Genomic DNA, 25,977 nt, shown 5'->3' on the forward strand with positions numbered 1-25,977 from the left:
TCATGGTGATCTGCACCCGACGGGTTATCGGGATAGCGGCTCCAGCACGTAAAGGCCGACGTCGATCGTGCCGGTGCGGAAGCCCGCCTCGCAATAGCTGAGATAATAATCCCAGAGCCGACGGAAATCGCCATCGAAGCCGAGCGCTGCGACCTTCGGCCAGGCCGCATCGAAACGGCGACGCCATTCGGCGAGCGTATCGGCATATCCCGCGCCGAACGTCTCGGATGCCGTGACGGCGAGCCCGGCTCGCTTCGCCTGATCCGCCAGGATAGCCTGCGTCGGCAGCATCCCGCCGGGGAAGACATGGCGCTGGATGAAATCGGGGCTGCGCTTGTAGGAGTCGAACCGATCCTCGCGGATCGTGATCGCCTGGAGCACGATCCTGCCACCGGGCTTGAGGCAGGCCCGGAGCTTTTCGAAATAGATCGGCCAATAGGCTTCGCCGACCGCCTCCAGCATCTCGATCGAGACGATGCGATCGTAGCGGGCCTGCTCCTCGCGATAGTCCTGAAGCCGCAGGTCGACTTTGTCCGACAGGTCGCCTGCGGCGATCTGCTCTCGCGCATAAGCGAGCTGCTCGGCCGACAGCGTGAGCCCGGTGACGCTGCGGCATGGCCTTGCCAGCCGCGCTGCCAGCGCGCCCCAGCCACAGCCGATTTCCAGCACATCATCCTCGTCGCCGAGCGACAGCAAAGCGGCGATGCGATCGAGCTTTTCGGCTTGCGCCGCTTCCAATGACTGGCCGGGTCCGATGCGGCGAGCCGACGAATAGGTCATGCTTTCGTCAAGCCACAGCCGATAGAAATCGTTGCCGAGATCATAATGGAAAGCGATGTTCCGGCGGCTGCCACTGGCCGAATTGCGCCGCAGGGCGTGGCCGAGCCGGCGCCACAGCCGAACCGGCCAGAACCCATCCATCGTCCGATCGAGGCGTGCGACATTCTCCGCCGCCATCGCGATCAGGGCGGTCAGATCGGGGCTGGACCAGTCTCCCGCGATATACCCTTCCGCGAAACCGACATCGCCGCGGGTCAGAAGGCGCCGAAGCGCGCGCAGGTTGCGCAATTCCATGACGCCGTGCGGCCCCGCCAGGCGGCCGACATGCGCGATCCGCTCACCAGATGGCAGGATCACCGTCAGCCGCCCGCATTCGAGATGACGCAGCACCCGCCGGACCAGCCACGGGCCGGCCTCGGGCGTCGCCTCCGGGAAGGACACGGCATCGACCTGCGTCTCGTGGCTCAGATACATGCGGCCTCCTGCGGCATTTTCACGATGGTGACGGGATGGAGCGGGGCCGCCGGCCGAGCCCGCACCGGCACCCGCTTGATCCAGAGCCTGAGCGCCTCCCACAGGATACCGCCGACCACCTTGAAGGTCAGCAGCGGGTGGGTGACGAAGGCCTTGAGCAGTTCGACATCGGTCAGCGGCCGGCGCGTCGCGCTGTGGACCGCGGTGATGACCGGTCCGATCCCGTCGGAAGCGGTGATCGCAAGCGACAGGCGCTCGTCCGGCGGCGCCAGCCGGAAGGCGTAGCGGATATCCATTCCCATGAAGGGCGAGACGTGGAAATCCTTGGCGCAGCCCTGCCGGATGATGCCGCCGGTCTGCTCGACCGGGAGGAGATAGCCGTGCCGCTGCCCGAAGGTGTTGTTCACCTCGTACAATGTGGCCCGCAGCGCGCCCTCGCGATCGTGGCAGAAATAGACGCTCAACGGGTTGAACGCGAAGCCCAATATGCGGGGCATGGTGAGCAGCCGGATGGCGCCTCCGCCCAGATCCATGCCCGCGGACGCGAGATGCCGCTCGACCTGTGCGCGCAGCGGCTCGCGCGTGCCGGCACCATAATCGCGATCATGGAAGGCGAAGAGGTTGAAGCGATTGCGCGAGAAGAGCGTCAGCCGCCCTGCCAGCACGTCGATCTCGTCGAGGTCGAGCAGCAGCGAGAAGAGGCGATAGCGCAGCCGGTGCTCCCGCGGTCGCGTGCGGCGATGCATGACATGGCCGACATAGAGGACGGACGCGACCGTCATGCCGCGACCGCCAGCCCGATTGGCGGCGTGATCTGGATGCGATCCGATTCACCGGCGACGATCCATGGCCGCCGAACGCCGCCGAGTTGCTCTGCCACCGCAAGGCCGGCCTGCAACCCGTCCTCATGGAAGCCGGCGCCGAAATAAGCGCCGCAGAACCAGCTGTTCCGCGTGCCCTGCAACGACCAGAGACGGGCCTGCGCGGCACCGGCCGCCGCATCGAAGACGGGATGATCATATGCGTCGCGGCGATGGACGAGCGCGGGATCGGGCGGGCGGATCGGATTGAGCGTCACGAACAGCGGCTGGTCGTCGGGCAGGCCCTGAAGGCGGTTCATCCAATAGGTGACGGACAATGCCGGCGCGGCTTCGCCGCCTTCCGAAGCATAGTTCCAGCTCGACCAGACGCGGCGACGCTTGGGCATCAGCGACGGATCGGCGTGCAGCACTGCCTCGTTGCGGCGATAACCGAAGGCGCCGAGGATAGCGCGCTCGTGCGCGTCGGCATCGTCCAGCATCGCCAGCGCCTGATCGGCGTGCGTGGCGATGACGACATGGTCGAAGCGCCGGATGCCGTCCCCGCCATCGACCTCGACGCCGGCGGCCGAGCGCCGGATATGCCGCACCGGCCGCCCCGCCGAGATCCGATCCGCGAAGGACCGGGTGAGCCGCGCGACATATTCCCGACTGCCGCCGTCGACCGTCCGCCAGGCGGGACGGCGGCCCAGCTTGAGCAGGCCATGATTTTCGCAGAAGCGGACGAAGGCGGCGGCCGGATAATCCGGGATATCGCCCACGGGGGTCGACCAGATCGCGGCGGCCATCGGATAGAGATGATCGTCGCGGAATGCCGCTCCGCACCCGATGCGATCGAGATAGGCTCCGAGCCCGAGCGATCCCATGCCCGGCAGATCCTGCGGCGCACGGCGGTAGAAGCGTTCGAGATCGCGCAGCATCGACCAGAAGCGAGGCGATGCGAGGTTGCGACGCTGCGCGAACAGACCGCCCAGATCGGTGCCCGCATATTCGAGCCGTCCGCGATCCAGCGAGACCGCGAAGCTCATCTCGGCGGGCTTGGTCGGCACGTCGAGATGGCGGAACAGCGCGGTCAGGTTCGGGTAGGTCTGCTCATTATAGACGATGAAGCCGGTATCGACGGGCGTCTCGCCCGCGATCACGGTATGGCTATGCCCGCCGATGCGACCATCGGCCTCGAACAGCGTGACGCGATGACGCTGCGACAGCAGCCAGGCCGCCGACAGGCCGGAAATGCCGCTGCCGACCACCGCGATATCGAGCATCCCGTCCGCCTGCATGATGGTGCGTGCCTCTCTCGATCCGGTTGTGAAGAAGCTACGGAGCGACGGCCGATTTGGATGAGCGCAAAATCGCCCGGCATCCGAAAATCGATGCGACCCGTATCTCCGCCATGGACCTCGTCGCCCTGTCCGCGCTGATCGCCTTCGCGCTATCGATCGCCATGACCGGCGCGTGGATCATCGCGCGCCAGCCCGGTCGATCGGGCTGGACCGACGTGATCTGGTCTTATGCGATCGGGGCGGCGGGTGTGGTGGCGGCGCTGGCGCCGGTCGATGGGCCGACGAGCTGGCGCCAGTGGCTTGTCGCAACACTGGCCGCCGGCTGGTCGCTGCGCCTTGGCACGCATATCGCCCTGCGGATCAAGAGCGGGCATGACGATCCACGCTATCTGGAGCTGCGCCGCGAATGGGGCGATGGCTTCGCGCGACGCCTTTTCGGATTCCTCCAGGTTCAGGCGGCGGCCGCGTGGCTGCTGTCCGTCTCGATCCTCGTCGCCGCCCGCAATCCGGCGCCCGGCCTGCGCTGGAGCGACGGCGCCGGCGCGCTGATCCTGCTCGTCGCCGCGATCGGCGAGGCCATCGCCGACGCCCAGCTTGGAAATTTCCGCCGCAATCCCGCCAACCGGCACCGCGTCTGCGATACGGGCCTCTGGGGCCTGTCGCGCCATCCCAATTATGTCTTCGAATGGTTCGGCTGGGTCGCCTATGCGGTGATCGCGATCGGGCCGGACGGCGGCTTCGGCCAGGATTGGGGCTGGGGCTGGCTCGCGCTCAGCGGGCCGATCTTCATGTACGGGCTGCTCGTTCATGTCTCCGGCATCCCGCCGCTCGAAGCGCATATGCTGCGTTCGCGCGGAGACGCGTTCCGAAGCACGCAGCGGCGCATCCGCGCCTTCTGGCCCATCCCCCAATCCCGCACCGAAAAGGATCGCGCATGAACCCGATCGCCGCCGCCATCCGTGCCGTCGAGGCGACCCCGCTGCCCGATGCGGTGACGCGCGCCGGCGTGGAATTTCTGGTCGGCACACGCAGGCGCAGCCTTGCATCGGCCAAGGACAACGATGCCGCCTTCGCCCGCGCCATGGTCGAGCATCCGATCGCGGAGCATACCGACGCCGCCAACGAGCAGCATTACGAGCTGCCGCCGCGCTTCTTCGAGCTGACGCTGGGGCCGTGCCGCAAATATAGCTGCGGCCTCTATCCGACCGGCCGCGAGACCCTCGCCGAAGCCGAGCTTCTCGCGTTGGAGGAAACGGTCGCCCATGCCGACCTCGCGGATGGGCAGACGATCCTCGAACTGGGCTGCGGCTGGGGCTCGCTGACCTTGTTCATGGCCAAGCGCTTCCCGGAATCCCGGATCGTCGCGGTATCGAACTCGGCCCCTCAGAGGCGCCACATCGAGACGCTCGCGGAGGCTGCCGGCCTGACAAACCTCCTCGTCGTGACGGCCGACATGAACGACTTCCAATCGACCGGCACCTTCGATCGGATCGTCTCGGTGGAGATGTTCGAGCATATGTCGAACTGGAAAGCGCTGCTCGACCGCGCGCGCTCCTGGCTCAATCCGGAGGGCCGGATGTTCCTCCACGTGTTCAGCCATAGGAGCCAGCCCTATCGGTTCGACAAGGCGGACCAGACCGATTGGATCGCGCAGCATTTCTTCACCGGCGGCATCATGCCGAGCCACGGCCTGATCGGGCATTTCCCGGAATGCTTCGAGATCGAGGAGCAATGGCGCTGGAACGGCCGGCACTATCGACAGACCGCCGAGCAATGGCTCGCCCGCTTCGATGCCAACCGTGCGGAGATCGATGCCGTGCTGCGCAATGTCTATGGCGATCAGGCGAAGCTTTGGCGTCGCCGCTGGCGTCTCTTCTATCTCGCGACCGCGGGCCTGTTCGGCCATGCCGACGGCGAGGAATGGGGCGTGAGCCATTATCGCCTGCGTCCCGCATCCGTGCCCGCGTGACGCTGCTCCGCCGCGTGCGTGACTATGCGGCGCATCCCGATCCGCTGACGGCGGCGTGCAACCGCGTGGCACTGCTGGTCGCCTCCAATCAGCCTTTCTATCCGCTCTATCTCTGGTGGATCGTCGGCGGCGACTGGCAGGTGGCGTGCTGGACCTTTCTTTCGACGCCCTTCTTCGCCGCCGTGCCGGCGATGGCGCGGCGAAACGCGCTGGCCGGCCGGGCGATGCTGCCGCTGACCGGTATCGCCAACGGCATCCTCAGCGCCAAGGCGTTCGGTGCGCCATCCGGGGTGGAGCTGTTCTTGATCCCGTGCGGCCTGATCGCGTGCCTCGCCTTTCGCTCGAGCGGACGGCGGATCGGCGCCGTGTTGCTGGCCGTGACCGCGCTGGCCGGCCTGCTGCACGGTCATTACGGAGCGCCGCTCGGGCATTTCGACGCGAGCGACTATGCCCACTTCCGGCGGCTGAACGCGATCAGCGTGGCGATGCTGTCGGCCATGATCGTCTGGAGCCTCAGCCGCGCGCGATCATCCAGCGTGCCACGCTGAAGCCGATCGTCGCGGCGGTCGCGGTCGCGAAGCTTCCCCAGCACAGGTCCGCGATGGTGACGGTCGCCGACCAGCCACGCAGCGTCGCCTGGTTGGTGAGGTCGTAGGTCGCATAGGCGACCAGGCCCAGCATCGCGCCGCGCACGAGCGCGGTCGTCCATCGACCCGTCGCGAGCGCCGGGGCGACCGCAAACACCAAGATGCCCGCCAGATAGATCAGGTAGAAGGCGGCGGCCGGCGCCGCATTGAAGCGTTCGAGCAGGAGCGATCCGAGCCGCGGACGATAGAGCCGGCTTGCGGCGAAACTGAGCCAGATCGAGTCCAACGCCAGAAAGCTGATCGCGGTCGCCAGCGCTGCCGATATCCATGTGCCGATCATGGCAGGCTCAGGACTGCGTACAGGCGTCGGCAACATGCTTGCCGGTGCCAGTCGTCTGGATATGGACCGGCTTGCCGTTCCGCGTGCCGGTGCTGGTCGTCGATATGCTGTAGGATGTCGGGGTGTAGGAGCCCCGGGACGAGACCAGCAGTCCATCCGGGAAGCGCTTGTTCGTGCAGAAGGTGTCGAACACCAGCTTTCCATTGGTCGCGGAGAATGTCCGCAGCTTGCAGACGGCCTCATCGTCCGCCGTCAGCAGCGTTTCGGGATGGCTGTTCAGCTGTGCTGCGCTGTTGCAGCTCTTGCGGCTGCCATGGCCCGCGAACATCCGGATCAGCCATTGCGGGATGCCGGGCACATCGGCCTGTATGAGCTGGGTTTCATGGCTCCATTGGCCCGCCGCGAAGTTGGGTGCGGCGATGGCGGGGGACGTCGCCCAGCCGAGGCACAGCGGCAGCAGACACCGTTTCGCGATAGTCATCGCTCTCATCTCCTCGTGGCCACGCAATCGATGCAGGCAGCGAAGATACGGAGTGACCGCCGCACCGGATGCACATCGATCGTTCGAGCCCGAGCGCGCCTTTCCGGCGCAGGAGGTCGCCTACGGCCAGCGTCCGCCAGCCAATGAAAGGCTGCCGGAACGACCGGGGATAGCGATAGGTTCAGCCGGGTCCGGTAGCCATCGGCAGATTGTAGATTTGCATGCTCGGCATTGATGCACGGCTTCCGCGGCCTTGCATTTGTATGAAGTCGAAGGGCGGCGAACTGGCATGGAAATCGATGGGCGGCGCGCACGCCATGCCTAACATTACAGTTGCATATCAAGCGGAACTCTGAATCAATAGGTCTCCATGGTAAGGAGGCCGTGGATGACGGGTGCATCGATAGAAGCGACACTGGAGTTGTGGGCGTCCTCGCTGCGGGACGTGAAGAGCCGTATGCGCGGGTTGTTCACGCAGGAGCGCGTTGCGGCGTCTGCGAACCTGTTTCTGGACGGCTTGCTGAGTGACGAGCGCCGCAAGACGGGTTGGATGCGCGCCGAGGCTGCAGGGGATCCGGGGCCTTGGCGGCAACAGGCTATTTTGGGCCGCGGGCGATGGGAGGCAGACGAGCTTCGCGACATCGTACGAGACTATGTTGTTGAGAGCCTTGCGACCGACGAGGCAGTCCTGGTCATCGACGAGACCGGTTTCCTCAAGCAAGGCAAGGCTTCCTGTGGCGTTGCGCGTCAATATACCGGATCGGCTGGCAAGATCACGAACTGCCAGATCGGTGTATTCGTGGCCTATGTATCGGCTCGCGGGCACGCGTTTATCGATCGCGCTTTGTATCTTCCAAAGAGCTGGACGGGTGATCCCGCACGACTTGCCGCAACCCATGTCCCTGAAGCGTTAGCCTTCGCCACCAAGCCGGCTTTGGCTGTTCAGATGATACAGCGGGCTTTGGCGGCCAAGGTCCCATTTTCATGGGTCGCGGCGGACGCCGTATATGGGGTCGGTGACGTCGAGCAGGCCCTGCGTCGAGCCTGCAAGGGCTACGTTCTCGGCGTGAAGTCGGATCACTATTTTGGCTCTTGGGGCGACAAGCCCCCGGTCGCAGGCAAGGCGGAGGAGATCGCACAAGACCTCGATGCAGACGCATGGAAACGCCTGTCCGCTGGTGAGGGCACAAAGGGCGCCCGTCTTCATGACTGGGCATATTGCGAGCTCGCCGATCTCGATGCCGATGAATATGACGAGACGAAATCAGGCGTGTGGACCCGGGGCCTGCTGATCCGCCGTAACATCAGCGACGGTGACCTGGCCTACTTCACGACCTGGTGCCCGGCCGGCACCAACATCCAGACACTCGTCGCTGTCGAAGGCCGTCGTTGGGCGATTGAAGATAGCTTCGAGACCACCAAAAACGAACTCGGCCTCGATCATAACGAAAGCCGTTCGTGGCATGGCTGGCATCGCCACGTCTCTCTGGTCATGCTCGCCTTCGCCATGATGGCGGTGATCCGATACCGCGCCAATGCCGTGACGCCCCCAAAAAGATCGAGGACGCGGACCGTCAGGATCTGATCCGCTGGTCGATCCAGGAAGTTCGGCGGATCGCCAACAAGCTCGCTCAGCGCCGCATACGGCCCGCGTACATCATCGCCTGGTCATGCTGGCGACGCGCGCACCAAGCCGCTGCCAGACGAGCTCATCTCAAAACTAGAATGCAACTGTAATGCTAGAGCCGATCGACATTCGGATGGGTAGGATATCGGGTGATCGTTTCGTTTCAAACCGTCACGTTGAACGTGTTTCAGCATCCCGCGTCCGGGCACTCAGCGCCAAGCTTTGCTGGGATCCTGAAACGCGTTCAGGATGACGATCGCTTCAGGCGCGGATCCTAGCCCGATCCGATGAATATAGATCCGCCCTAGGCTCAAGATCCGTTGTCCGAAACCATGTCTGCCGCCATCATGGCATCAAGAATGACCGAGCGGTGTTCCAGCCCCCAGTCCGCCATAGCCGCCATCACGGGTCGCAGCGTTCGTCCACGCGCCGTCAGCGCATAGTCCGTCCGTGGCGGAATGCTGGCATAGCTTGTTCGGGACACCAGCCCGCAACCTTCCAATTCCTTCAACTCTCGCGAAAGCATGCGGTCGCTGATTGGCGGGCAGGCGCGCCGAAGCTCGGCAAACCGTAATACGTCGTTGCGCGTGAGCGCCCACACGATCCGCGCCTTCCATTTGCCTCCCATGATCCTTGTCGTGAAGGCGACCGGGCATTGCGTAGGAAGCTTCATACCAAAAGCACTAACAAAAAAGACCGTACTTGTGAATGGTTAGTGTGCAGCTGAAAGAGCCTCCGACGGTTCGCCAACCCCTTGGCGTGGACCGAGGAGACCACCCATGAAAGCCGTTTGCGTAGAACCCGACCGTAGCCTGCAACTGCGCGAGATTCCCACGCCGATCGACCCGGCGGCCGGGCATTTGCTGATCGAAATCGAGGCGAGTGCGATCAATCCGGGCGACAAGGCCTTCCTGGCGCGGACGGCGCCGATGGCGCTGGCGACCGGGGCGAGAGAGGTCTGGGGCGCGTCGGCGGTCGGGCGCGTCGTCGCGCTCGGCGACGGGGTTTCGAGCGCCTATGCAGGCAGACAGGTGGCGATCTATCGCTCGCTGCATCCGACCCCCGAGATGATCGGCCTGTGGTGCGAGCGTGCGCATGTCCACCATTTGAGCTGTCTGATCCTGCCCGACGGCGTCCAGTCACACGACTATTGCGGGTCGCTCGTCAACGCGATCACCGCTTACGCGTTTCTCGAGCAGGCGTTGGCGGAGCGGCACAAAGCCATCGTGGTCACCGCCGGCGGTTCGGCAACCGGCAATGCGCTTGCGGTGCTGGCCTGTGATCGCAACGTGCCGGTCATCCATCTTGTGCGATCGGCCGCGAAACGCGACAGACTGCGCCGATCGGGCATGGAGCATGTGCTGGATACGACCGATCGGGATTTCGATCACGCGTTCCATGGGTTGGTCCAAGATCTCGACGCGACCGCCATATTCGATGGGGTCGGGGGCGACCTTGCCTCTCGGCTCGTCCCCAACCTGGCGGTGAATTCGACGCTCTCTTTCTATGGTTTCCTGGCAGGATCCGCCCCGTTCACGATCCAGACTCTGCAGGTCATAGCAAAGAATCTCACGATCAGGCGGTTCAGCAATTTCGAGAGCGCGACGGTGAAGGATCCGGACAATCTGGCGGCGGCGTTGCTCACGCTCCAGAATAGCATTGCCGGCGTTTCTTTTCGGACGGCGATCGGTCGGGAATTCGCCATCGAGGATATCCATGCCGCGATGGCTTTCAAAGACGCCTCGGGACGGCGCGCGGTGCTTCGTCTACGAGCGTAAGGCGCGCGGTGTCGATCGGCGTGCCAAGCGACGGGTCTTAGACCGCTCAACCCGACCATATGCCATGACGGGGCCACATCCCGGCCGGCATCCCGGACCCATGCCAGACGTGCCGGTTGGGACATGGCATACCCCGCGCGGTTAAGGCGAGATACCCGCCGCGTTGGCGATCAAGCGGTCAACGCGACGGATGGCTGAGCGGGTGGGGAAGACGATCCCGCCGGGTGATCCGTTCTTGCCGTCAGGCCCGCGGATCGACGTCGACGATCCAGATGACGCCGAAGCGGTCGCTCAGCATGCCGTAGAGCGGCGACCAGGCGGATGGGCCGATTGGCGCGAGGATCGTCGCGTCCTCGGCCAGCGCAGTCCAGCGTTGCCGCACGTCGTCCGCCGACGATCCGCGCAGAGAGACGAAGAAGGCGTTGGTGCCGGTGTCATAGTTGCGCCCGGCCTGGACGTCGAACGCCATGATCCGGAAGCCGTCATCGGCGACGACCTGGCCCCAGATGATGTGGTCGGGCGACGCGGCGAGGTCGGGCTGGCCCATGGCGGCATAGGTCATCAGCGTCTGTTCGCCGCCGAACACCCGCTGGTAGAAGTCGAGCGCGGCGCGCGCCTGGCCGCGGAAATTGAGATGGGTCGTGACGGCAAAGGTCATGTGGGGCTCCTGATGGTCCGGCGGCGCTCGCTTTCGCCGCCCGATTCCCGCATAGCGCGGCCTAACTGCCATTTTCCGTCAGTAGGTCATGCCGCGCTCTGCCCGTCTCCTTCGCCTGCTGCACGCGATCCGCACCCTGGCCGCGCCGATTACCGCGGCGCGTCTCGCCGAAGAGACGGGCGTGTCGACGCGATCGCTGTATCGCGACATCGATGCGCTCCGCAGTGCCGGCGCGCGGATCGAAGGCGAGCGCGGCTATGGCTATCGCCTGCTGGAAGACCCGGCGTTGCCGCCGCAGATGCTCGACCAGGACGAGATCGAGGTGCTTGCGCTCGGCTTGGCCGAAGTCCGCGCCTGGGGTGATCCGGCGCTGGCGCGTGCCGCGGATTCGGTTCTCGCCAAGATCGCCGCCACGCTGCCCGACGAGCGCGAGCGGCAACTGCTCCATGCCATCGCGCAGGTGTTCCGCCCGGCGCCGCGTTACGTCGCCACGCTCGATCTCGCGCCGCTGCGGGCAGCGTGCTGGCAGGAGAAGGCGGTCGATATCCGCTATGTCGATGGCGATGGCGTGCAGAGCGACCGGACGATCCTGCCGCTCGCGCTATTCTACGCCGAGACGTGTGTGACCGCGCTCAGCTGGTGTTGCCTGCGCGAGGATTTTCGGATGTTCCGGACCGATCGGATGGTGGAGATCCGGCCGAACGGCACCAGCTTCCGCCCGCGTCGCGTGCCGCTGCTTCGCGACTATCTGGCGCAGTTGCAGGCGCGACGCGGCGCACGGGGCAATGGTGCCTGAGGATATGACCCAGGGTGCGCCCGAGCGGGGCATATGGCCGGATATCCGCATTCGAGCGCTGCAGATTGCGTCATGGCTGGCCACGTAGGGATGCGTGTTCGGTCGTTTGGCATCGCAGCATCCACGCGCACTGCCGCTTCAGGAGCCAGAATGTCCGCGATCTCGGCCACTACCGGAGCAGCGACGGGCGTACCCTGTGCCGGGCCCTGCTGTGCCACTCGCGCTCGATGCAATGGCTGAGGACGGCGGATCGTGCCCATCGCGAAAAGCTCGGCATCCGCACTGTCGGTAATATCAAGCGCAGATCGATATAGCGCGCCGGGCAGCCGCTCCCAGCCGATAGGGTCAAAGCAATGGTTGCCGGCCTCTAGCGCTCGCCGGATCGGCGCATCGGCATCGCGTCGATCGTCCCCTGCAAGATGCCGGCGTCGATCGGCTTGGCCGAGCGCAGCGCGACATGCCCGTCTTTGCCGATCAGCAGGGCATGGAATGCACCCGGGGACAGCCGGTAGCGCCGAAAGAGTGCCGCTGCGCTGTCCGACGCACCCGACACACGCGCGCCCGCAATCTCCACCAGCGCGACATCGCGATCGGCCGCCTGCGCATGCCATTCGGCCAGAATGCGCCGTTGCGCCACGGCTTGCGGATCATCCGGCTGCGGCGTGACGAGCAGCAGGATGCGCTGGTGCCACCGCATCGATGCGACGGACGCGGGCGGCGAGGTGCCGGCGGGCAGGGCGTCGGCGGGGAGGGCGCCGCCTAGCGCCGCCAGCATCGCCAGGGCAGACAATAATTTCATCGGAATCTCCATGGATATGCCGGATGGGGATAGGCGCGGGTGGCACGCGCTCATGGGGCGGACGCGGTGCCTGCCGGACGCGCCGCGCGATGGATCGCGCCCATCGGCCGCTGACCCTGCACGCTGCTCGCCGATCTTTTCCACCTCCCCGACGCGCCGGGTGATCGCTTCCGGAATCCGCGAAACCGATCGGGAGCGTCGTTAAGCGCGTTTGGCGGCGCCTGAATTCACGCCCTGCATGGGCCAATCCGGCCGGCGCGGCCTGCCTTCCGATCCGTCCGGAGGCAGGTTCGACCGACATGTTGACGCGTTGCGCCGGCACGATAGGGCTCTGCCTCAGCCGACGACCTCCTCCAGCGCCCGCGGCTCGTGCATGGGGCAGCCATTGAATTTTGCGCGATAGCCGGCCGAAAATTGATAGGATTCCCGGCGGGCGCGATTGACGCCACCGAGCGGCTGGTGCGCCGCGACGCCATGCCATGGGGAAAATGCCAGTTGATCCTCGGTCTTCTGGCTGACGCCATCCTGCCAGGAGATCTGCGGCGAGACATCGAGCGTAGCGACGGTCACGAAAGGGCTCGCGTCCTCGTCCCATATCACGGTTGCATCCTCGATCGGCATCGTCTCGAGATCGGTGCAGAGCTGAACGCGGAATTCCCAAGTGCCACCCTGTTCGATCAGCGCCTGACGGACATTCTCGCGGATGGCATCGGGTCGGCCATGGGCGTTGATCGTCGCATCCTCCAGATCCTTGAGGACCGGGGAGACCGGAACCAGCGCGAACTTGGCGATATGATCGCCGTAGCGGAAAGGCGTCTGGCTGTAATAGGTCGCGCCGAGCGGGTGGACGGGCTTCGCACCACCCAGCGTCGTCAGCATGGAGGACTCGCCGCCGACCGCTTCGACGACGGTCTCGGCCGCGCGCAAGAGGCTCGACAGCAGCTTCTTGCCGCCCTCTGCCTTGTCGGTCGTCTTGGCGAGCATCTTGAGGTTGGCGAGGAACGCCTTCGGCGTCGGCGCGGCGAAGGCAGGCCCGTTGACCATGACGAAATCCTGCGTGGTGTCGCCGTCCGAACCCGTCAGCCGCGGACCATCGACACCGAGGATTTTGAGGGCCAGCCCACGGGGCAGATCGATCGCGTCGTCGAGGATGTCGCCGGCGTTGGTGGACAGGCGGAAGATCGCTTCATGCTCGCCCGGCGTGGCGAAAATTCCCTGCGCCAGCGCAGGCGGGAGACCGTCATGGATGATGAAGGTGCCCCGTGCGATGCCGTGGCCCTTGGCATGGACCGATCGCACGGCATGGCCATAATCCTTCGATGTCGTATCGAGGATAATCTTGAACTGCTCTTCGAGGCCCCGAACGGTTTCCGCCTCATCCGGCACGACCCGTTCGACGGAGGGCTCATAGCGCACGGCGTGGGTCATGATATCTTCCTTCGCAACATGTCGGCAGTGTCGTGGAGTGAACCTCCGGCACGGCATGGCGTTCCGCCGAAAGCGGCCATTGCACGAATAAATCAATAAATTCAGCGACGTGATGCCTTGCGGGGCATCGCGTCCGATCGCGAAGCTGCTGCGTTAGCGAGCAAAAACCCGATGACGCCGCTCTGATCCGGCAGGTGGCTGGGGTTCGATCCGGTCGCCGGCCAGGATCCTGCCACGTAAACGCATGGCGTCCGGAGAGCTCCATGAGCTTGCGCGCCGGAACAAGCCGGACGTCTCCGTTGTCGTGGTCAGTTCCTCTCGCTTAAGGCGGTGCGGTTCCGCCTGCCCAGGTTCTACAGCGACGATATAATCAAGATTTCGCGGTCCCTCACAATGGTAGGCCCATGATTTCTCCAGCCCATCCGTTATAGGGTGTAAGTAAGACAGCTGATAAAATGGTCGTGCGCATGGGAAGCAATCTGCTCGCCGCCTAATCGTCCAAGGCGGCTGCTATGAGTTCGCGCAGACCGAACTTGCCGTCCTTCATGAGCGACGCATCGGGCTTCCAGCGCGGATCTTGGACAAGGAAGGAGCTGGAGTCGGCGAGCAACAACCCGACCATCGTTTCCGCGACGATCCGTCCGCCGACTTCGCCAAGCTGGCGTGTATCGATCACCTGATCTCCCTGCGTGGTCGCGATCGTCATCGTCGTCTGCACCGTTTCCGCCAGGACATATGTCCATAGCGGGCAATTGCCGGCAAAGGCCGCACCGAAATCGGTAATCGGCCGCTGCGCCGATTGGTCGTCAGCAACAACAGTGAATTTGCCGATTTTGATCTGACTGTCGTCGAGCGGGACTACGCCCATCGCGCGCGCGACGTCCTGGCCACTCGGCAGCCGCATCCGCCAACCCCGCTCAAGATTGCGCAGTGCGAGGATATGCGGGTTCTCGGCAACATCTTTCGGCAGATGACCGAGCGGATTCACCAGAGAGGTGTCGATTTTGTAGGCGAGCTGGACCCGGTTTTTGTTCCGGGGATCAGGCAGGTTGTCGGGATCTCCATAGTCGATCACCTCGAGATCGATGAAGAAGCGCCAATCGATTGCCCACTGCGCGGGGAATTCGTGAAAGCCCCGCAAATTTGGTTGATTGGTATTGCCGGCGAAGATCGAATGCGGCTTTTGCAGCGTTTCGTTGAGCTGATATTCCGGCCGGACCATCGAATGGCCGAAGCGATACGCGGCGGCCGAGAATTCCAGCGGCATGAACGCCTCGTCCCTGGCATGGTAGAATTTCAGCTTGGGCGGGTCGCCGACAAGGTCGCCACTCGCCAGATGCGGTAGGATTTCCGCCAAAACGGCCGGTGCGACGATCTTCGGCAGGAAATCGTTGAGGACCACCCACTGATAATGCCAACGCACGGCTTTCTGCGCCGCGCTGAAATCGCCGAGCTTGGTCGCAAAGCTGTTGTGTAGGCGCAGGAACAGCCCCTGAAGCTGTGAGACGATGACATTTTCGTCGTTGCGCGGATCGCCGATGATCGCTCGCTTGGTAGGATGCGGATGGGCTGCCGTTGGGACAGGGTTGCTTCGCGGCAGATCCTGCGCTTTGGGATTGTGCGCCGCTCCCGTCAGTGCGCGTCCCAGGTTGAAATGCAGCCCATCGGAATAGAGATAGGGTTGGTCGTCCGGGCCGCGGCCATAGACATTATCGAGATCGAAGCGTGGGGTGCGATAATCGACCAAAGCGTCGAGATCATTCTGCTTCTGCAGGCTGCTCGCCGGATCGAAGGTCAGGTCGTGATCGATGAACTGACCGAAATAGGTATAAGCGGCGGGGATTCCGCCCTCCTCGGCATCGGGTCCGTCAAACGGCGGATCGTGTTTGGCGAGCATGCCTGCGGCGAGCGCCGTCAGCGCAACGATCGTCGCCTCATCATCGGATCCGAATTCTGCTGCGGGCAGGGCGCGAAACATCCGACCGAAGGGGCCGCCGAACAGGAGGGACGAACGCGACAGATTTGCACCGCGAACGCCGCCGTGCGGGCGGACGATAGGTGGGCTAGCCATGATCTATTCCCCCAGAGGATCACATATCGATAGAACTCCTGCTATTGCACAAGATAACATATGAATCGATGAGCGGCATATCAAATAATAATGTTACGGGTTATTTGAGAATCCTATTATAATAGCGAGACTTAAGATAGTCAGGCGCGGCTGTGCCGCGACGGGTTCAAGGTGCGTGTGGAAATATATTTGCACCGCCGCGCCACGACTCGGCCGGACGGGAATTGCTGGCCAGACCCTGCGCTGCTGGACAATCCAGATCGGACAGGTCTTCCTCGGCAATCGAACCGTTTTTGAAGCCTGATCTGATCGGATGAGATTGCGGAAAAGACGCCGCTGCTCACCCGCGATGCAGGCGACCGGCCGCGTCAGATGGAGCGTTCACGGCCGCCGAAGCCGCGATCATGGCTGTCGAGCGCGTCCAGCATGAACTCGTCGAAGGGCGCGACGCTGCGAATGTTCACGCAGCGGCCGGAGCGCGGGGCATGGTTGGAGATCGCGCGCGCATCTGGGCTTCGTGGTATTTGGCAACTTGAACCGCCATTGCCGACGATCGCCGACCAAATCCATTTTCACGACCGGAATATTATCTGCGATTTGTTGCGTATTGATTGGAGCGGCAACTCTAAAAACGTTGTCGAACCGTAATGATATTGCGAGGATTTTTGCAGCGAAGGCTTAATGAACTATTGTTCATTATGGCTGCGCTGGTCTGTGCGAATGTCAACTATGTCAGCTGATTTTCCGATGCTGTTACAGGTGGATAGGATCGATAGCCGGATTGTCGCCCGATATTACCGATTATTCAAATTGCAGCCCTGAAATATCAAATTTGATCGCCGCAGCGAAGGTCACTCTAGGCCGCGAGTATAGCAGCCGTGTGACAAGGGGTTTCAGTATGAACCAGAGTAGCTTCCGCGTATATCTTTTGGCGAGCACGCTCGTCGGAGCGTTTGGCCTGCAGGCCGCCCAAGCCCAGGATACGGCACCCGCCGCGATTCCGGCAGCCGATCCAGCGGCCGCGAATGCGAGTGCTGCTAAGCCGGCAACGCCGCCTGCAACGGCTCCCAATCTCAACCAGGAAATCGTCGTGACGGGATCGGTATTCCGTCGCAAGGATCTCGATACGCCATCGCCCGTGACCGTCCTCACCTCCACCCAGATGCAGCAGCGTGGCATCACCACCGCGGCAGACGCGGTGATGTCGCTGGCCGCAGCCGGCGGCGGTGGCTTGCCCAGCTCGTTCAGCGCCAATGGCGCGTTCGCGGCAGGGGCCACCGGCGTGTCTCTGCGCGGCCTGACCACCGACTCCACGCTCGTCCTGCAGGACGGCATGCGGCTGGCCGATTTCCCGCTGGCCGACGATGGTGCCCGGAGCTTCGTTGATCTCAACACCATTCCCAGCGCGGTGATCGATCGGGTCGAGGTGCTGAAGGATGGTGCTTCCGCCACCTATGGCGCGGATGCGATCGCCGGCGTCGTCAACTACATCATGAAGAAGCAGATCACCGGCATCTCCGGCACGGCCGAGGGGGGCATCTCGCAGCACAAGGATGATGGGCACCAGCGCTTCACGCTGACCGGCGGCTATGGCGATCTCGCCAGCCAGGGCTTCAATTTCTACGTCAGCGGCGAATATCAGCATGATGCGATCCTCTACAATCGCGATCGCGGCTTCCCGTACAACACCAGCAACCTGAGCTCGAAGCTCGCCGACGACGGCAAGTCTCCGGACGTCAACGGCAACGTCAACGGCGGTGGCTTCGACGTGCTGAGCGGCGCCACCACCAGTGCCGTCGTGGTGCCGGCGACGATGGCGACCCCCGGTGATGTGTTGAGTGGCCAGCAGATCAGCGGCACCAACCCGATGATCCTCAATCCGGCTGGCTGCGGTGCGGGCACCAACTTCTCGAATGCCGGTGGCGGCACCTATTGCACGCAGGATATCACCAACCAGTATCGCGCGATCCAGCCGAGCCAGACGCGGATCGGCGGCACCGCCCGGTTGACCGTGAATGTCGGCGACCGTGCCCAGGCCTACATCATGGGCACCTATTACCAGAATCGCGAGTTCATCCCGAGCTACGGCGGCCCGGCCGGCACCTCGATCATCAATCCGATCTCGATCCAGAATCTCGTGCTTCCGGCCATTCTGGCCAATGGCTCCGTCAATCCGCAGGATCCCTACGCCAACATCATCGATCCGGCGACCGGGCAGCGTGAATCCGCGTTGGTCAAATATGCGTTCGGCGGCATTCCGAACAACGAAACCGAGACGAGCCGCACGGCGCATGTCGCGGCCGGGATCAACGGCACGTTCGGCGACGGCTGGCATTATGACGTGGCCGGCACCTACATGCACAGTCAGGTCGACAGCACGCTGCGCGGCAATCTGAACTATGCGGCGCTGATCAACGCGGTCGAGACGGGTTCGTACAATTTCATCGATCCGTCGCAGAATTCCCAGGCCGAACTGAATGCCTTGGCACCCAATATCCACGCCAAGGCGACGTCCGAGCTGTGGCAGATCCAGGGCACGATCACCAAGAGCCTCTATGATCTGCCGGGCGGCCCGCTTCAGCTCGCGGTCAGCGGCCAGGTGCATTATGAAGGGATCAACGATCCTAACGAGGATCCGACCGGTGCGGGTGAAGCAGCCGGCATCAATTCCTTCAATGCGGCCGGACATCGTTATAACGAGTCCGGTGCCTTCGAACTCGATGCGCCGATCCTGAAGCAACTCGATGTCAATGCGTCGGGCCGCTACGACCATTATTCGGAAGGGTTCAGCCATTTCTCGCCGAAGGTCGGCGTCAAGATCACGCCTGTTCATTCCGTGATCCTTCGGGGCACCTTCTCCAAGGGGTTCCGTGCGCCGAGCATTCCCGAAACGCAGGGCTCCGTGCTGGGCTTCACCACCGCGACCCCGCCGGCCAGCGTGATCGCCGAACATGGCAATAACGGCTATGTGCAGCCTTATTCGCTGGGTCTCAACACCGCGGGCAATCCGAACCTGAAGCCTGAGACCTCGACGAGCTTCACCGGCGGCGTCGTGCTGGAGCCGACGCGCTGGTTGAGCCTGAGTGCCGACTATTATCGCATCAAGAAGAACAATGTGATCGTCGCCGGTCCGCTCTCCGGCGAAGCCATGGACGATTATTATAATGGCACGGCTTTGCCGGCCGGCTATAGCATCGTCCAGAATTCGGTCGATCCGGCCAATCCCAACGCCACCCGCACGATCGAGATCATCAACAGCCCTTATGAGAACGCCAATTCTCTGGTGACGTCGGGTCTCGATCTGGCGGCGAGCGTCAACTACCGGATCGCGCCGAATATCCGCTTCTTCAGTTCGCTGGATGCGACCTGGATCCAGAAATATAATATCCGCACGGCAGATGGCGTGCAGCATTTCGCCGGCACCGTCGGGCCATATGACACGACTTCGGCATCCGGCACGCCGCGCTGGCGTGCCAACTGGCAGAACACCCTGTCGGTGAACAAGTGGACGCTGACGGCGACGGCCTATTACACGAGCGGCTATCGCGGTACGGCGGACGATTATCAGACGATCGAACCGGGCGCTTCTGCCTGCTCCGCCGCCATCGCGACGACGACCGATGCGGACGGCAATTCCGTGTCGGAACAGTGCCATGTCAAGCATTTCATCGACGTGGACATGGTCGTCTCCTACGCGGTCACCGACAAGTTCTCGCTGTTCGGCGACGTCTACAATGTCGGCAATGCCAAGGCGCCGTTCGACCCCAACACCTATGGTGGGGTGAACTATAACCCGGCATGGTCGAATGCCGGCGTTATCGGGCGTTATTTCAAGATCGGGGCTAATTTCGGCTTCTGATCGCTTATAGTCGCCGGTGGCTCTTATCAGAGCCGCCGGCGTTACTTAGGCCGCGATCGGTGGCCGTGCTGGTCACGGCCGGCGGGGGCGGCCGCTTCATGTCGGAGGGCGTGCCGGCGCTCGTCACCAACATGAAGGGCATCAAGCTTTCGGTGAAGGAAGCGCAGCTTGCCGGGCAGGTAACGGATCGTGTGCTTCAGAGTCGGTTGGCCAGCCTCGTCGAGCTAGGCGACCCGTACCGCTCGGGCACGATGGTCGAGAAGTGGCTTCAGCAGGACACGCGCGTTGCCTCGAAGCTCAACGGGATATCGCTCTTCACTGACGTCTCGAAGAGCATCGCCAGCGTCATGTCGCAAAATGGAGCGAGTGGCCGATGCCTTGCAGCGCCGCCATAGCCCTGATGAGTTGCACTATCTTTTCGATCCGCACGATGTGCCATCGATCGAAGAGGTGGTCGCTCTACTACGTGTCCTGAACATCACGGCTTTAAGTCGCGATTATCTCACCATGGCGCCTTCACTCCGCCGGCATTTCCGCCCGGTTGATTCACCGGGCTAACGATTTAGCCTTGCTCACAGGGAGAGCATGGCATGAGCGATTCGGATTTCGACCGGCTAGCCGGAGCGTTGGAGAAGATTGCGGCGGCTATCGAGGCGAACCCCGCTCCGATCATCGGACAAAAGATCTGTGTCACGAACGTGGCAGGCGGCGGCCCAGTGATCGGTATGAAGGTAAGCGTTACCAATGCCGGAGGCGGGAGCGGGCCGGTCTATGGCAACTATGTGAGTGTGACCAATGCCGGCGGTCGCAGTGACGACGAGATGCAAATGATAAAGGAGCTTCGCAATGCGGCCAGCGCCGTGCGCGGCGGCGGCGCGCCAAAATCGTGGGTGACGGGACTATTAAGCCGCGCTGGCGGATTTGTCGGAAAGGCACTTTCGGCGGCAACGGTCGCGGGCGCAGAGGAATTGGCAAAGCACGCCCTCACCTAAGTTGCTTCGCCAAAAGCTCCTGCCGGCACGATGCTTTTTCCATCCCACGACTTTACGCTGTCGCCGTCGGGCTGAAATGCGAAACGCGTGTAGGCGTCGCGGTCGTGATGATCGCGATAGCGGATGTACCCGATGAAGTAGAACGTGCCGGCTCTCGCTTTTTCGATAGGCGGGGCAAATGGTGCGGGACCGCCCCATCCGAAGCTTAGGCCCACCGGTGTATTCGGCGCGAGCGTAACGCCCAGCGGCCAAGGCATCTTATGCGCTTCATAGCGCGCCATGCTCTTTTCAGGATGCTGATCCCAAAACTCTTCCATATTCCCGCCATTCTCCATGATGTCGACCATGGTCATGACGCTCTTCGCGAGGGCAGATCCCGTATTGCGGATCACCACCTTGCCGTTCATTTCGTAACGATCGCCGAGCCCCTCTATGTGTCGAAAGACGATTGGTCCATCCAACACGATTTCATCACAAACGACCCATGCTCGGGTGGCGTTCGCGGCGATATCTGCCGATCGCTTCGCCTCGTCTGCTCCCGTTTTCGCGTGTTCAGCCGCCTCGCCGGCGTAGCGAGCCGCTTGCCCGGTATATAGCGCGGCAATGACGGCGGCGAGGAGGGTCATGAAACCTACGACTGAGCCGAATAGGGCGAGCCAAAAGCTCGACGCGCTCCAGCTTGCAGATTGCTCAGCGGCCAATGTGGATCGCCACTGCGCGCATAATTCTGAGCGATCGTGATCCTGAGGCCCGGCACAGGGTTTTGTCTCGATTACGGGCCCGCTCGCTGTCGCCGCCCGCGATTCGAACGTCGGCATGGTGCTAGCTCGTTCGGGCAATGCGCGGTCGATCACTATGCCCGCGCTGAACGATAACGCGATGCCGCCAGCAAGAAGAGCAATGCCGCGATGTTGCCTCATGATGGAATTGGGGACTGCTTTTCCATGAGGACAGGTTGCCGCCTCCCACGATCAGCGCAAGCCCGGCGCGCCATTGTATCGTGGAACCTATGCGGACCCTATAAGATCGAGCTAGGTTCCGGCGCTTTCGCTGCCGTCACCTAACTCACAGATTTTATTGAAGATTTTGGTGGACGCACTTGGGCTCGAACCAAGGACCCGCTGATTAAGAGGCTGAGCAACGGCCAGTAATATTATTAATTATCAATAACCTAAATGCATCCGTGTACAAGACGTTATAGCGTCAGCTGCTCTCTTATCGCGTCCTCTATCGTACTCTTGGTCACAAATTCACCTACATCACACGGCCGGTTCAGGAGATAGGCCGCGCGGAGCTTAACGAATCAAAGATTATTCGAGGCGTGTAAATTTCGGGTCCGGTTGGCGCGCCGCGGTCAGTCATTGCGCTCGCGAATATTGGTCGGGGGAACTCGCCTCTCACCTAGTCGATGATAAGGCGGCATCTATTTCGGCGATCGGATGTTTCAGCAAGTTGTAAACCTCTGCCGCGATGATGGCGGATGCAGAGATGCCGGCCACAGCGATGAGGGCGAACTGGATCGCCGACGACAACTGCCGGCTGCGTTCTAGGCGTCGCGCGACGTTCTGGTCCGTGTCTGCACGAGATTTGCTCCTGCGTTCGGGATTGGCGGTGGTTTCGAGTTTTGCTGCCGGTCGGGCAAGCCGCGGCTCTTTGATGAGCGCGTCGATCTCGATGCGATCCTGGGCCCGGACCCCGAACAGGCGATCATTTCGCCACACCACCCGTCCGATCACGATCTGCGATCCGCGCCGTAGATCCACGTAGGTGCCTGGTGCCGGCGGGCTCTCGGATTCGACGAGAAGTCCCCGCGACGAGACATTGCGGATACACACGTCCATCCATTCGGCGCCAGACCGCATCCGCGATGGGATATGCACCGGTCTTCGCGTTTCGCGCGGTCGGAATTTCGTTTGAAAGATTTCCAGCACGGTTCGAAACCTCTTATCGACGACACATCTAGACCGCGACGGTTCGAGTAGGCCGTCGGCGAACTGTCATTCATTTCGCAGCATCAACGCACGAACGGAAAAAGCGTACTGCCGACTGGCGGTCGGGCAGGGCGGCGAGAAGGCAAATCGTGTGCCGCCCCACATCAGCGTCAGAACTGGTAGCCGAAGCCAGCCGCGGCACCGGCGCGCGCAGCGCCGGCTCCTCGCGCACGGTCTGCGTTGCACTCGGGGATGGGACGGTGAGCCTCGCCGCCATCATGTCGGCGTAGATCGCCTCATAGGCGTTCACCATGCGCTCGGCATCGCAGCTCGTCTCGGCGCGTCTCCGGCACGATGCACGGTCTAGATGGATCGCCCGGCCGATCGCGCGGCCCAGCGCGGCACCATCGTCGGGTTCGACCAGAATGCCGCAACGCTCATTGAGGATGCTAGGGATGCCGCCAAGCCGGATGGCGACCACCGGCGTGCCGCAAGCCAGCGCCTCTGCCACCATCAGGCCATAGGGTTCGTCCCATCGCGGCGTGCAGAGCGCGGCTTGTGCGCCGCCCACGAGCGTTGCGAGGCGCGCATGGGAAAGATGGCCGACATGCGTCACGTCCGGGCCGAGGCGCGGGGCGATCGTAGCCTCATAATAATCCGGGTTCGAGATCGGGCCCGCGATCCTGAGCGGCATCCCGGCGATCCGCGCCGCGTCGATCGCGAGGTCGAGCCCCTTTTCCGGAACGATCCGGCCGTACCAGACGAGATAGGGCTCCGGGTCCGCCTCGTTACGGAATGGAAATTGGCCGAGGTCGATCCCGTTGGGAACGATGTCGTCGATCGTCGCGACGTGCGACCACATGCGCGCGGTCGCGGCGGAGACCGCGCAATAGCGCGAAGGGCCGTGTCTCAGGCGCACGGCGCTCTCCAACCAGCAGAAGGGCGGCGTGTGCAGCGTGGTCAGGATCGGCGTCGCGATCGTCTCGGCCATGCTGACCGGCAGATAATGCAGCGAATTGTTGTGGATCACGTTGAAGGGGCGCTTCCGGAGCTCGGTCATCAGCTTCAGATAGGCATGATGCTCCCGAAAGAAGGCGACGTCGTTCGCTTCGGCGATCCCGGTTTCCAGCAGCGAAGTCTCATCACAGAGCGCTTCGACACCCAGGCTCGGATCGGATCGCGTCGCTGCAAACAAAACGATCTCGTGGCCCCGGCGACGCAAGCTCTTCGCCAGCATATGCGTGTGCATTTCAAGACCACCGGCGAAAGGCTCGCTGATCGCATATTTGAGATGTGCGATGATCGCGATGCGCATTCGGGTTCCCCGATAGAGAGCCCTCGGCATCCAGGCTTCTTCTTTCAACGCCCCGCACACAAATATTATCCGTTGATGTAGATTAGGTCAGCGTATTGCTCATGGGGTTAGCAGAAAAATTTTGCGTGAAAGCCGGTAAGGCTGCTTCACGCCACGAAGCTGTCGTATGAGACCACGTCTGCAACAGGGTATCAACTGACCATGTATCACGAATGCGTCGGCATAACAGCGTACGCCGATGGCGCCTTCGCTGAAGCCCTCGATCGGCATGCGCGGTCGCTCAAGTGCTATGCACGGCGTCTGGCTGGAAACGCCGCTGATGCAGAAGATCTCGTCCAGGAGACCATGCTGCGATGCTGGTCGGCCCGGCATCGCTTTCGACCAGGCAGCAACTTCGGAGCCTGGAGCCGGGTGGTCATGCGCAACAGCTTCCTGTCGAGTCGCCGCCGGGACCGCTTCCATGCCGATCTGCCCGAGGAGGCCTTCGATCGCATGCCGGGCGCCGAGGGCGGCCATCATTTCGCGCTGGATCTGCGCGACATCGATTGGGCTCTCGGCCGGTTGAGTCCCGACCACCGTGACGCGGTGATGCTCGCGGCGAAGGGTGTGCCGATCGAAGATGCCGCGATGGAGCTTGCGATCCCGGAAGGGACATTCAAGAGCCGGATCGCCAGGGGACGGGTGCATCTCCGCGAGCTGGTTGCCGATCCCGATGCGCAACCCTACCGAGCGCCAAAGGCAAAGCTGCCGCCGGCCCGGAAGTCCCGGAGCTGGAAAGGCGTGCTGATCGGATAACCCTCTTCCTCAGATGGTATGCCGGACATAGCCGCCCCGTTTTTGAGACTATTCCTGTCCGGAAACGTTGGGCCGATCCAGAGAGGAAGAAATCATGAAGATGTATATGACGGCGGCGGTGGCCGCGATGCTCGCAACCACGGGCGCCCATGCGGGATCGCACAATCCGGCGGTGAAAGATCCAACGGTAACCACGACGCAGCCCGCAGCCAAAGGCCACAATTCGTTCACCGAATCCCAGGCGCAGGGTCGTATTGCAAAGGCGGGCTATTCCAACGTGAGCAAACTCGCGAAGAACGAGAATGGCGTGTGGCAGGGTACGGCTATCAAGGACGGCGAAAAGGTCAACGTTGCGCTCGACTACAAGGGCAACGTCACCACCCATTGATCCTGTCGCTCACGGAGAATACTAATGTCCAAGACCATTACACGCCTGTTCGACAATTATTCCGACGCAACCGGGGCCGTACGCGAGCTGGAAGCACTCGGCATCCCGCACAGCGATATCAGCATCGTCGCGAATAACGTCCACGGCGAGCATCGCGGAGTCGACCATGATGGCGTCAACGACCATGGTGATGTTAGCCGTGGCACCTCGGCGGGCGCCGTCCTCGGTGGTGCTGGCGGCCTGCTTGCCGGGCTCGGGCTGCTCGCCATCCCTGGTCTTGGTCCGATCGTGGCGGCAGGCTGGCTCGCAGCCACAGCCGTAGGTGCGGGCATCGGTGCCGTGGGCGGTGCCGCCACCGGGAGCATAGTAGGCGCGCTTAAAAACGCCGGTCATACTGACGAGGAAGCCGACGTCTATTCCGAAGGCGTTCGTCGTGGCGGGACGCTGGTGAGCGCCAAGGTCGCAGACGAAGACATCGCCCGGGCCGAGGCAGTTCTCGATCGCAGCAACTCCGTGGATGCCGCCACCCGCGGCGCTGCCTATCGCAAGACGGGCTGGAGCCGTTTCGACGAAACGGCTCCGGCGTACACCGCTGATGAAATCGAGCGTGAACGCTCGGGATACGGCGTGACCACTCGCTATTGACGATATGGGCGGTATGCACGTGCACGCCGCCCCTCGCGCTTCGGTTCGCCGCCGTTCGAGCTTGATAATCAGCGGCGATCACCGTTCAGGACGCCGCGGTTGTTGCGACGATAATCATTATACATGTTATAGCGACTATGGCGGTCAAATCCGCAGCTGGGTC

At 62.9% G+C, this 25,977-nt stretch carries 27 protein-coding genes and 1 tRNA gene; 14 read left to right on the forward strand and 14 right to left on the reverse strand.

The features are described from left to right. Window positions 1-24: 24 nt before the first annotated feature. From PBT88_RS06805 to PBT88_RS06815, 3 genes are read right to left on the reverse strand one after another with little or no spacing between them, the layout of a single operon-like run. Window positions 25-1,254, reverse strand: coding sequence for an SAM-dependent methyltransferase (locus PBT88_RS06805; protein WP_270078455.1), 1,230 nt, complete (start codon window positions 1,252-1,254; stop codon window positions 25-27). Further along, window positions 1,245-2,036: a DUF1365 domain-containing protein gene (locus PBT88_RS06810; protein ID WP_270078456.1), complete on the reverse strand. Its 792-nt coding sequence runs from the start codon at window positions 2,034-2,036 to the stop codon at window positions 1,245-1,247. The genes PBT88_RS06805 and PBT88_RS06810 overlap by 10 nt, the downstream gene beginning before the upstream one ends. Next, window positions 2,033-3,352 carry an NAD(P)/FAD-dependent oxidoreductase gene (locus tag PBT88_RS06815; protein WP_270078457.1) on the reverse strand — a complete coding sequence of 440 codons (1,320 nt, stop codon included), beginning with the start codon at window positions 3,350-3,352 and terminating at the stop codon, window positions 2,033-2,035. Before PBT88_RS06815 ends, PBT88_RS06810 begins: the two co-directional genes overlap by 4 nt. A 113-nt stretch (window positions 3,353-3,465) precedes the next feature. Between PBT88_RS06815 and PBT88_RS06820 the strand changes: the two genes are divergently transcribed. The 3 genes from PBT88_RS06820 to PBT88_RS06830 are packed head-to-tail and all read left to right on the forward strand — an operon-like array spanning window position 3,466 to window position 5,872. Then, window positions 3,466-4,293 carry a DUF1295 domain-containing protein gene (locus PBT88_RS06820; protein ID WP_270078458.1) on the forward strand — a complete coding sequence of 276 codons (828 nt, stop codon included), beginning with the start codon at window positions 3,466-3,468 and terminating at the stop codon, window positions 4,291-4,293. After that, a complete protein-coding gene (locus tag PBT88_RS06825) occupies window positions 4,290-5,324 on the forward strand; it encodes an SAM-dependent methyltransferase (RefSeq protein ID WP_270078459.1) in 1,035 nt (344 codons plus the stop codon). The genes PBT88_RS06820 and PBT88_RS06825 overlap by 4 nt, the downstream gene beginning before the upstream one ends. Beyond that, complete coding sequence (locus PBT88_RS06830; protein WP_270078460.1) at window positions 5,321-5,872, forward strand: hypothetical protein; 552 nt, start codon at window positions 5,321-5,323, stop codon at window positions 5,870-5,872. Before PBT88_RS06825 ends, PBT88_RS06830 begins: the two co-directional genes overlap by 4 nt. On the opposite strand, the gene PBT88_RS06835 is transcribed toward PBT88_RS06830, so the two are convergent. Together PBT88_RS06835 and PBT88_RS06840 are read right to left on the reverse strand one after the other, a co-directional pair. Continuing rightward, on the reverse strand, window positions 5,838-6,251 hold the full coding sequence (locus tag PBT88_RS06835; protein ID WP_270078461.1) for a DUF2177 family protein: 414 nt from the start codon (window positions 6,249-6,251) through the stop codon (window positions 5,838-5,840). The genes PBT88_RS06830 and PBT88_RS06835 overlap by 35 nt on opposite strands. Window positions 6,252-6,258: 7 nt before the next feature. After that, window positions 6,259-6,732 (reverse strand): DUF3617 family protein, encoded by a 474-nt coding sequence (locus PBT88_RS06840; protein WP_270078462.1) that lies wholly within the window; start codon window positions 6,730-6,732, stop codon window positions 6,259-6,261. Between the two features lie 370 nt (window positions 6,733-7,102). Between PBT88_RS06840 and PBT88_RS06845 the strand changes: the two genes are divergently transcribed. After that, complete coding sequence (locus tag PBT88_RS06845) at window positions 7,103-8,317, forward strand: IS701 family transposase (RefSeq protein ID WP_270075978.1); 1,215 nt, start codon at window positions 7,103-7,105, stop codon at window positions 8,315-8,317. A gap of 352 nt (window positions 8,318-8,669) precedes the next feature. On the opposite strand, the gene PBT88_RS06850 is transcribed toward PBT88_RS06845, so the two are convergent. Beyond that, window positions 8,670-8,987, reverse strand: coding sequence for a winged helix-turn-helix transcriptional regulator (locus tag PBT88_RS06850; RefSeq protein ID WP_270078463.1), 318 nt, complete (start codon window positions 8,985-8,987; stop codon window positions 8,670-8,672). Window positions 8,988-9,138: 151 nt separating this feature from the next. Between PBT88_RS06850 and PBT88_RS06855 the strand changes: the two genes are divergently transcribed. Beyond that, on the forward strand, window positions 9,139-10,137 hold the full coding sequence (locus PBT88_RS06855; RefSeq protein WP_407696524.1) for a zinc-binding dehydrogenase: 999 nt from the start codon (window positions 9,139-9,141) through the stop codon (window positions 10,135-10,137). A 241-nt stretch (window positions 10,138-10,378) separates the two neighbouring features. On the opposite strand, the gene PBT88_RS06860 is transcribed toward PBT88_RS06855, so the two are convergent. Next, on the reverse strand, window positions 10,379-10,795 hold the full coding sequence (locus PBT88_RS06860; protein WP_270078465.1) for a VOC family protein: 417 nt from the start codon (window positions 10,793-10,795) through the stop codon (window positions 10,379-10,381). An 88-nt stretch (window positions 10,796-10,883) separates the two neighbouring features. Here PBT88_RS06860 and PBT88_RS06865 point away from each other — a divergent pair, with 88 nt between their 5' ends. Further along, entirely contained in the window at window positions 10,884-11,591 is a 708-nt protein-coding gene (locus tag PBT88_RS06865; RefSeq protein ID WP_270078466.1) for a helix-turn-helix transcriptional regulator, read from the forward strand. Window positions 11,592-11,605: 14 nt separating this feature from the next. Further along, on the forward strand, window positions 11,606-11,905 hold the full coding sequence (locus tag PBT88_RS21145; protein WP_407696525.1) for a tyrosine-protein phosphatase: 300 nt from the start codon (window positions 11,606-11,608) through the stop codon (window positions 11,903-11,905). Window positions 11,906-11,958: 53 nt separating this feature from the next. Here the strand turns inward: PBT88_RS21145 and PBT88_RS06870 are convergent, their stop codons facing one another. From PBT88_RS06870 to PBT88_RS06880, 3 genes are all read right to left on the reverse strand, one after another. Next, window positions 11,959-12,390: a DUF4174 domain-containing protein gene (locus PBT88_RS06870; RefSeq protein WP_270078467.1), complete on the reverse strand. Its 432-nt coding sequence runs from the start codon at window positions 12,388-12,390 to the stop codon at window positions 11,959-11,961. A gap of 336 nt (window positions 12,391-12,726) precedes the next feature. Further along, window positions 12,727-13,818, reverse strand: a complete 1,092-nt coding sequence (locus PBT88_RS06875; protein ID WP_270078468.1) for a catalase family protein — start codon at window positions 13,816-13,818, stop codon at window positions 12,727-12,729. Window positions 13,819-14,308: 490 nt separating this feature from the next. Further along, window positions 14,309-15,889: a peroxidase family protein gene (locus tag PBT88_RS06880; RefSeq protein WP_270078469.1), complete on the reverse strand. Its 1,581-nt coding sequence runs from the start codon at window positions 15,887-15,889 to the stop codon at window positions 14,309-14,311. 456 nt (window positions 15,890-16,345) lie between these two features. On the opposite strand from PBT88_RS06880, the gene PBT88_RS06885 reads away from it, so the two are divergent. From PBT88_RS06885 to PBT88_RS06900, 4 genes are all read left to right on the forward strand, one after another. Then, window positions 16,346-16,537, forward strand: coding sequence for a hypothetical protein (locus tag PBT88_RS06885; protein WP_270078470.1), 192 nt, complete (start codon window positions 16,346-16,348; stop codon window positions 16,535-16,537). A gap of 442 nt (window positions 16,538-16,979) precedes the next feature. Next, window positions 16,980-19,748 (forward strand): TonB-dependent receptor plug domain-containing protein, encoded by a 2,769-nt coding sequence (locus PBT88_RS06890; protein ID WP_270078471.1) that lies wholly within the window; start codon window positions 16,980-16,982, stop codon window positions 19,746-19,748. A gap of 59 nt (window positions 19,749-19,807) precedes the next feature. Then, window positions 19,808-20,143 (forward strand): hypothetical protein, encoded by a 336-nt coding sequence (locus PBT88_RS06895; protein ID WP_270078472.1) that lies wholly within the window; start codon window positions 19,808-19,810, stop codon window positions 20,141-20,143. Between the two features lie 195 nt (window positions 20,144-20,338). Next, window positions 20,339-20,740 carry a hypothetical protein gene (locus PBT88_RS06900; RefSeq protein WP_270078473.1) on the forward strand — a complete coding sequence of 134 codons (402 nt, stop codon included), beginning with the start codon at window positions 20,339-20,341 and terminating at the stop codon, window positions 20,738-20,740. Here the strand turns inward: PBT88_RS06900 and PBT88_RS06905 are convergent. The 4 genes from PBT88_RS06905 to PBT88_RS06920 form a co-directional block, all read right to left on the reverse strand. Further along, window positions 20,737-21,660 (reverse strand): hypothetical protein, encoded by a 924-nt coding sequence (locus tag PBT88_RS06905; RefSeq protein ID WP_270078474.1) that lies wholly within the window; start codon window positions 21,658-21,660, stop codon window positions 20,737-20,739. The two genes, PBT88_RS06900 and PBT88_RS06905, sit on opposite strands and share 4 nt — an antisense overlap. Before the next feature lie 167 nt (window positions 21,661-21,827). Further along, window positions 21,828-21,923 (reverse strand) — tRNA-OTHER (locus PBT88_RS06910). Between the two features lie 214 nt (window positions 21,924-22,137). Beyond that, window positions 22,138-22,671, reverse strand: coding sequence for a PilZ domain-containing protein (locus PBT88_RS06915; protein WP_270078475.1), 534 nt, complete (start codon window positions 22,669-22,671; stop codon window positions 22,138-22,140). A 70-nt stretch (window positions 22,672-22,741) separates the two neighbouring features. After that, window positions 22,742-23,986, reverse strand: coding sequence for a glycosyltransferase family 4 protein (locus PBT88_RS06920; protein WP_270078476.1), 1,245 nt, complete (start codon window positions 23,984-23,986; stop codon window positions 22,742-22,744). Window positions 23,987-24,187: 201 nt separating this feature from the next. Between PBT88_RS06920 and PBT88_RS06925 the strand changes: the two genes are divergently transcribed. The 3 genes from PBT88_RS06925 to PBT88_RS06935 all read left to right on the forward strand — a co-directional run bounded on the left by PBT88_RS06925 (window position 24,188) and on the right by PBT88_RS06935 (window position 25,814). Further along, a complete protein-coding gene (locus tag PBT88_RS06925; RefSeq protein WP_270078477.1) occupies window positions 24,188-24,781 on the forward strand; it encodes an RNA polymerase sigma factor in 594 nt (197 codons plus the stop codon). A 94-nt stretch (window positions 24,782-24,875) separates the two neighbouring features. Beyond that, a complete protein-coding gene (locus tag PBT88_RS06930; RefSeq protein ID WP_270078478.1) occupies window positions 24,876-25,169 on the forward strand; it encodes a hypothetical protein in 294 nt (97 codons plus the stop codon). A 24-nt stretch (window positions 25,170-25,193) separates the two neighbouring features. Further along, window positions 25,194-25,814 carry a hypothetical protein gene (locus tag PBT88_RS06935; protein ID WP_270078479.1) on the forward strand — a complete coding sequence of 207 codons (621 nt, stop codon included), beginning with the start codon at window positions 25,194-25,196 and terminating at the stop codon, window positions 25,812-25,814. Window positions 25,815-25,977: the final 163 nt, after the last annotated feature.

Source organism: Sphingomonas abietis, from assembly GCF_027625475.1.
GTDB classification, from domain to species: domain Bacteria; phylum Pseudomonadota; class Alphaproteobacteria; order Sphingomonadales; family Sphingomonadaceae; genus Solisphingomonas; species Solisphingomonas abietis.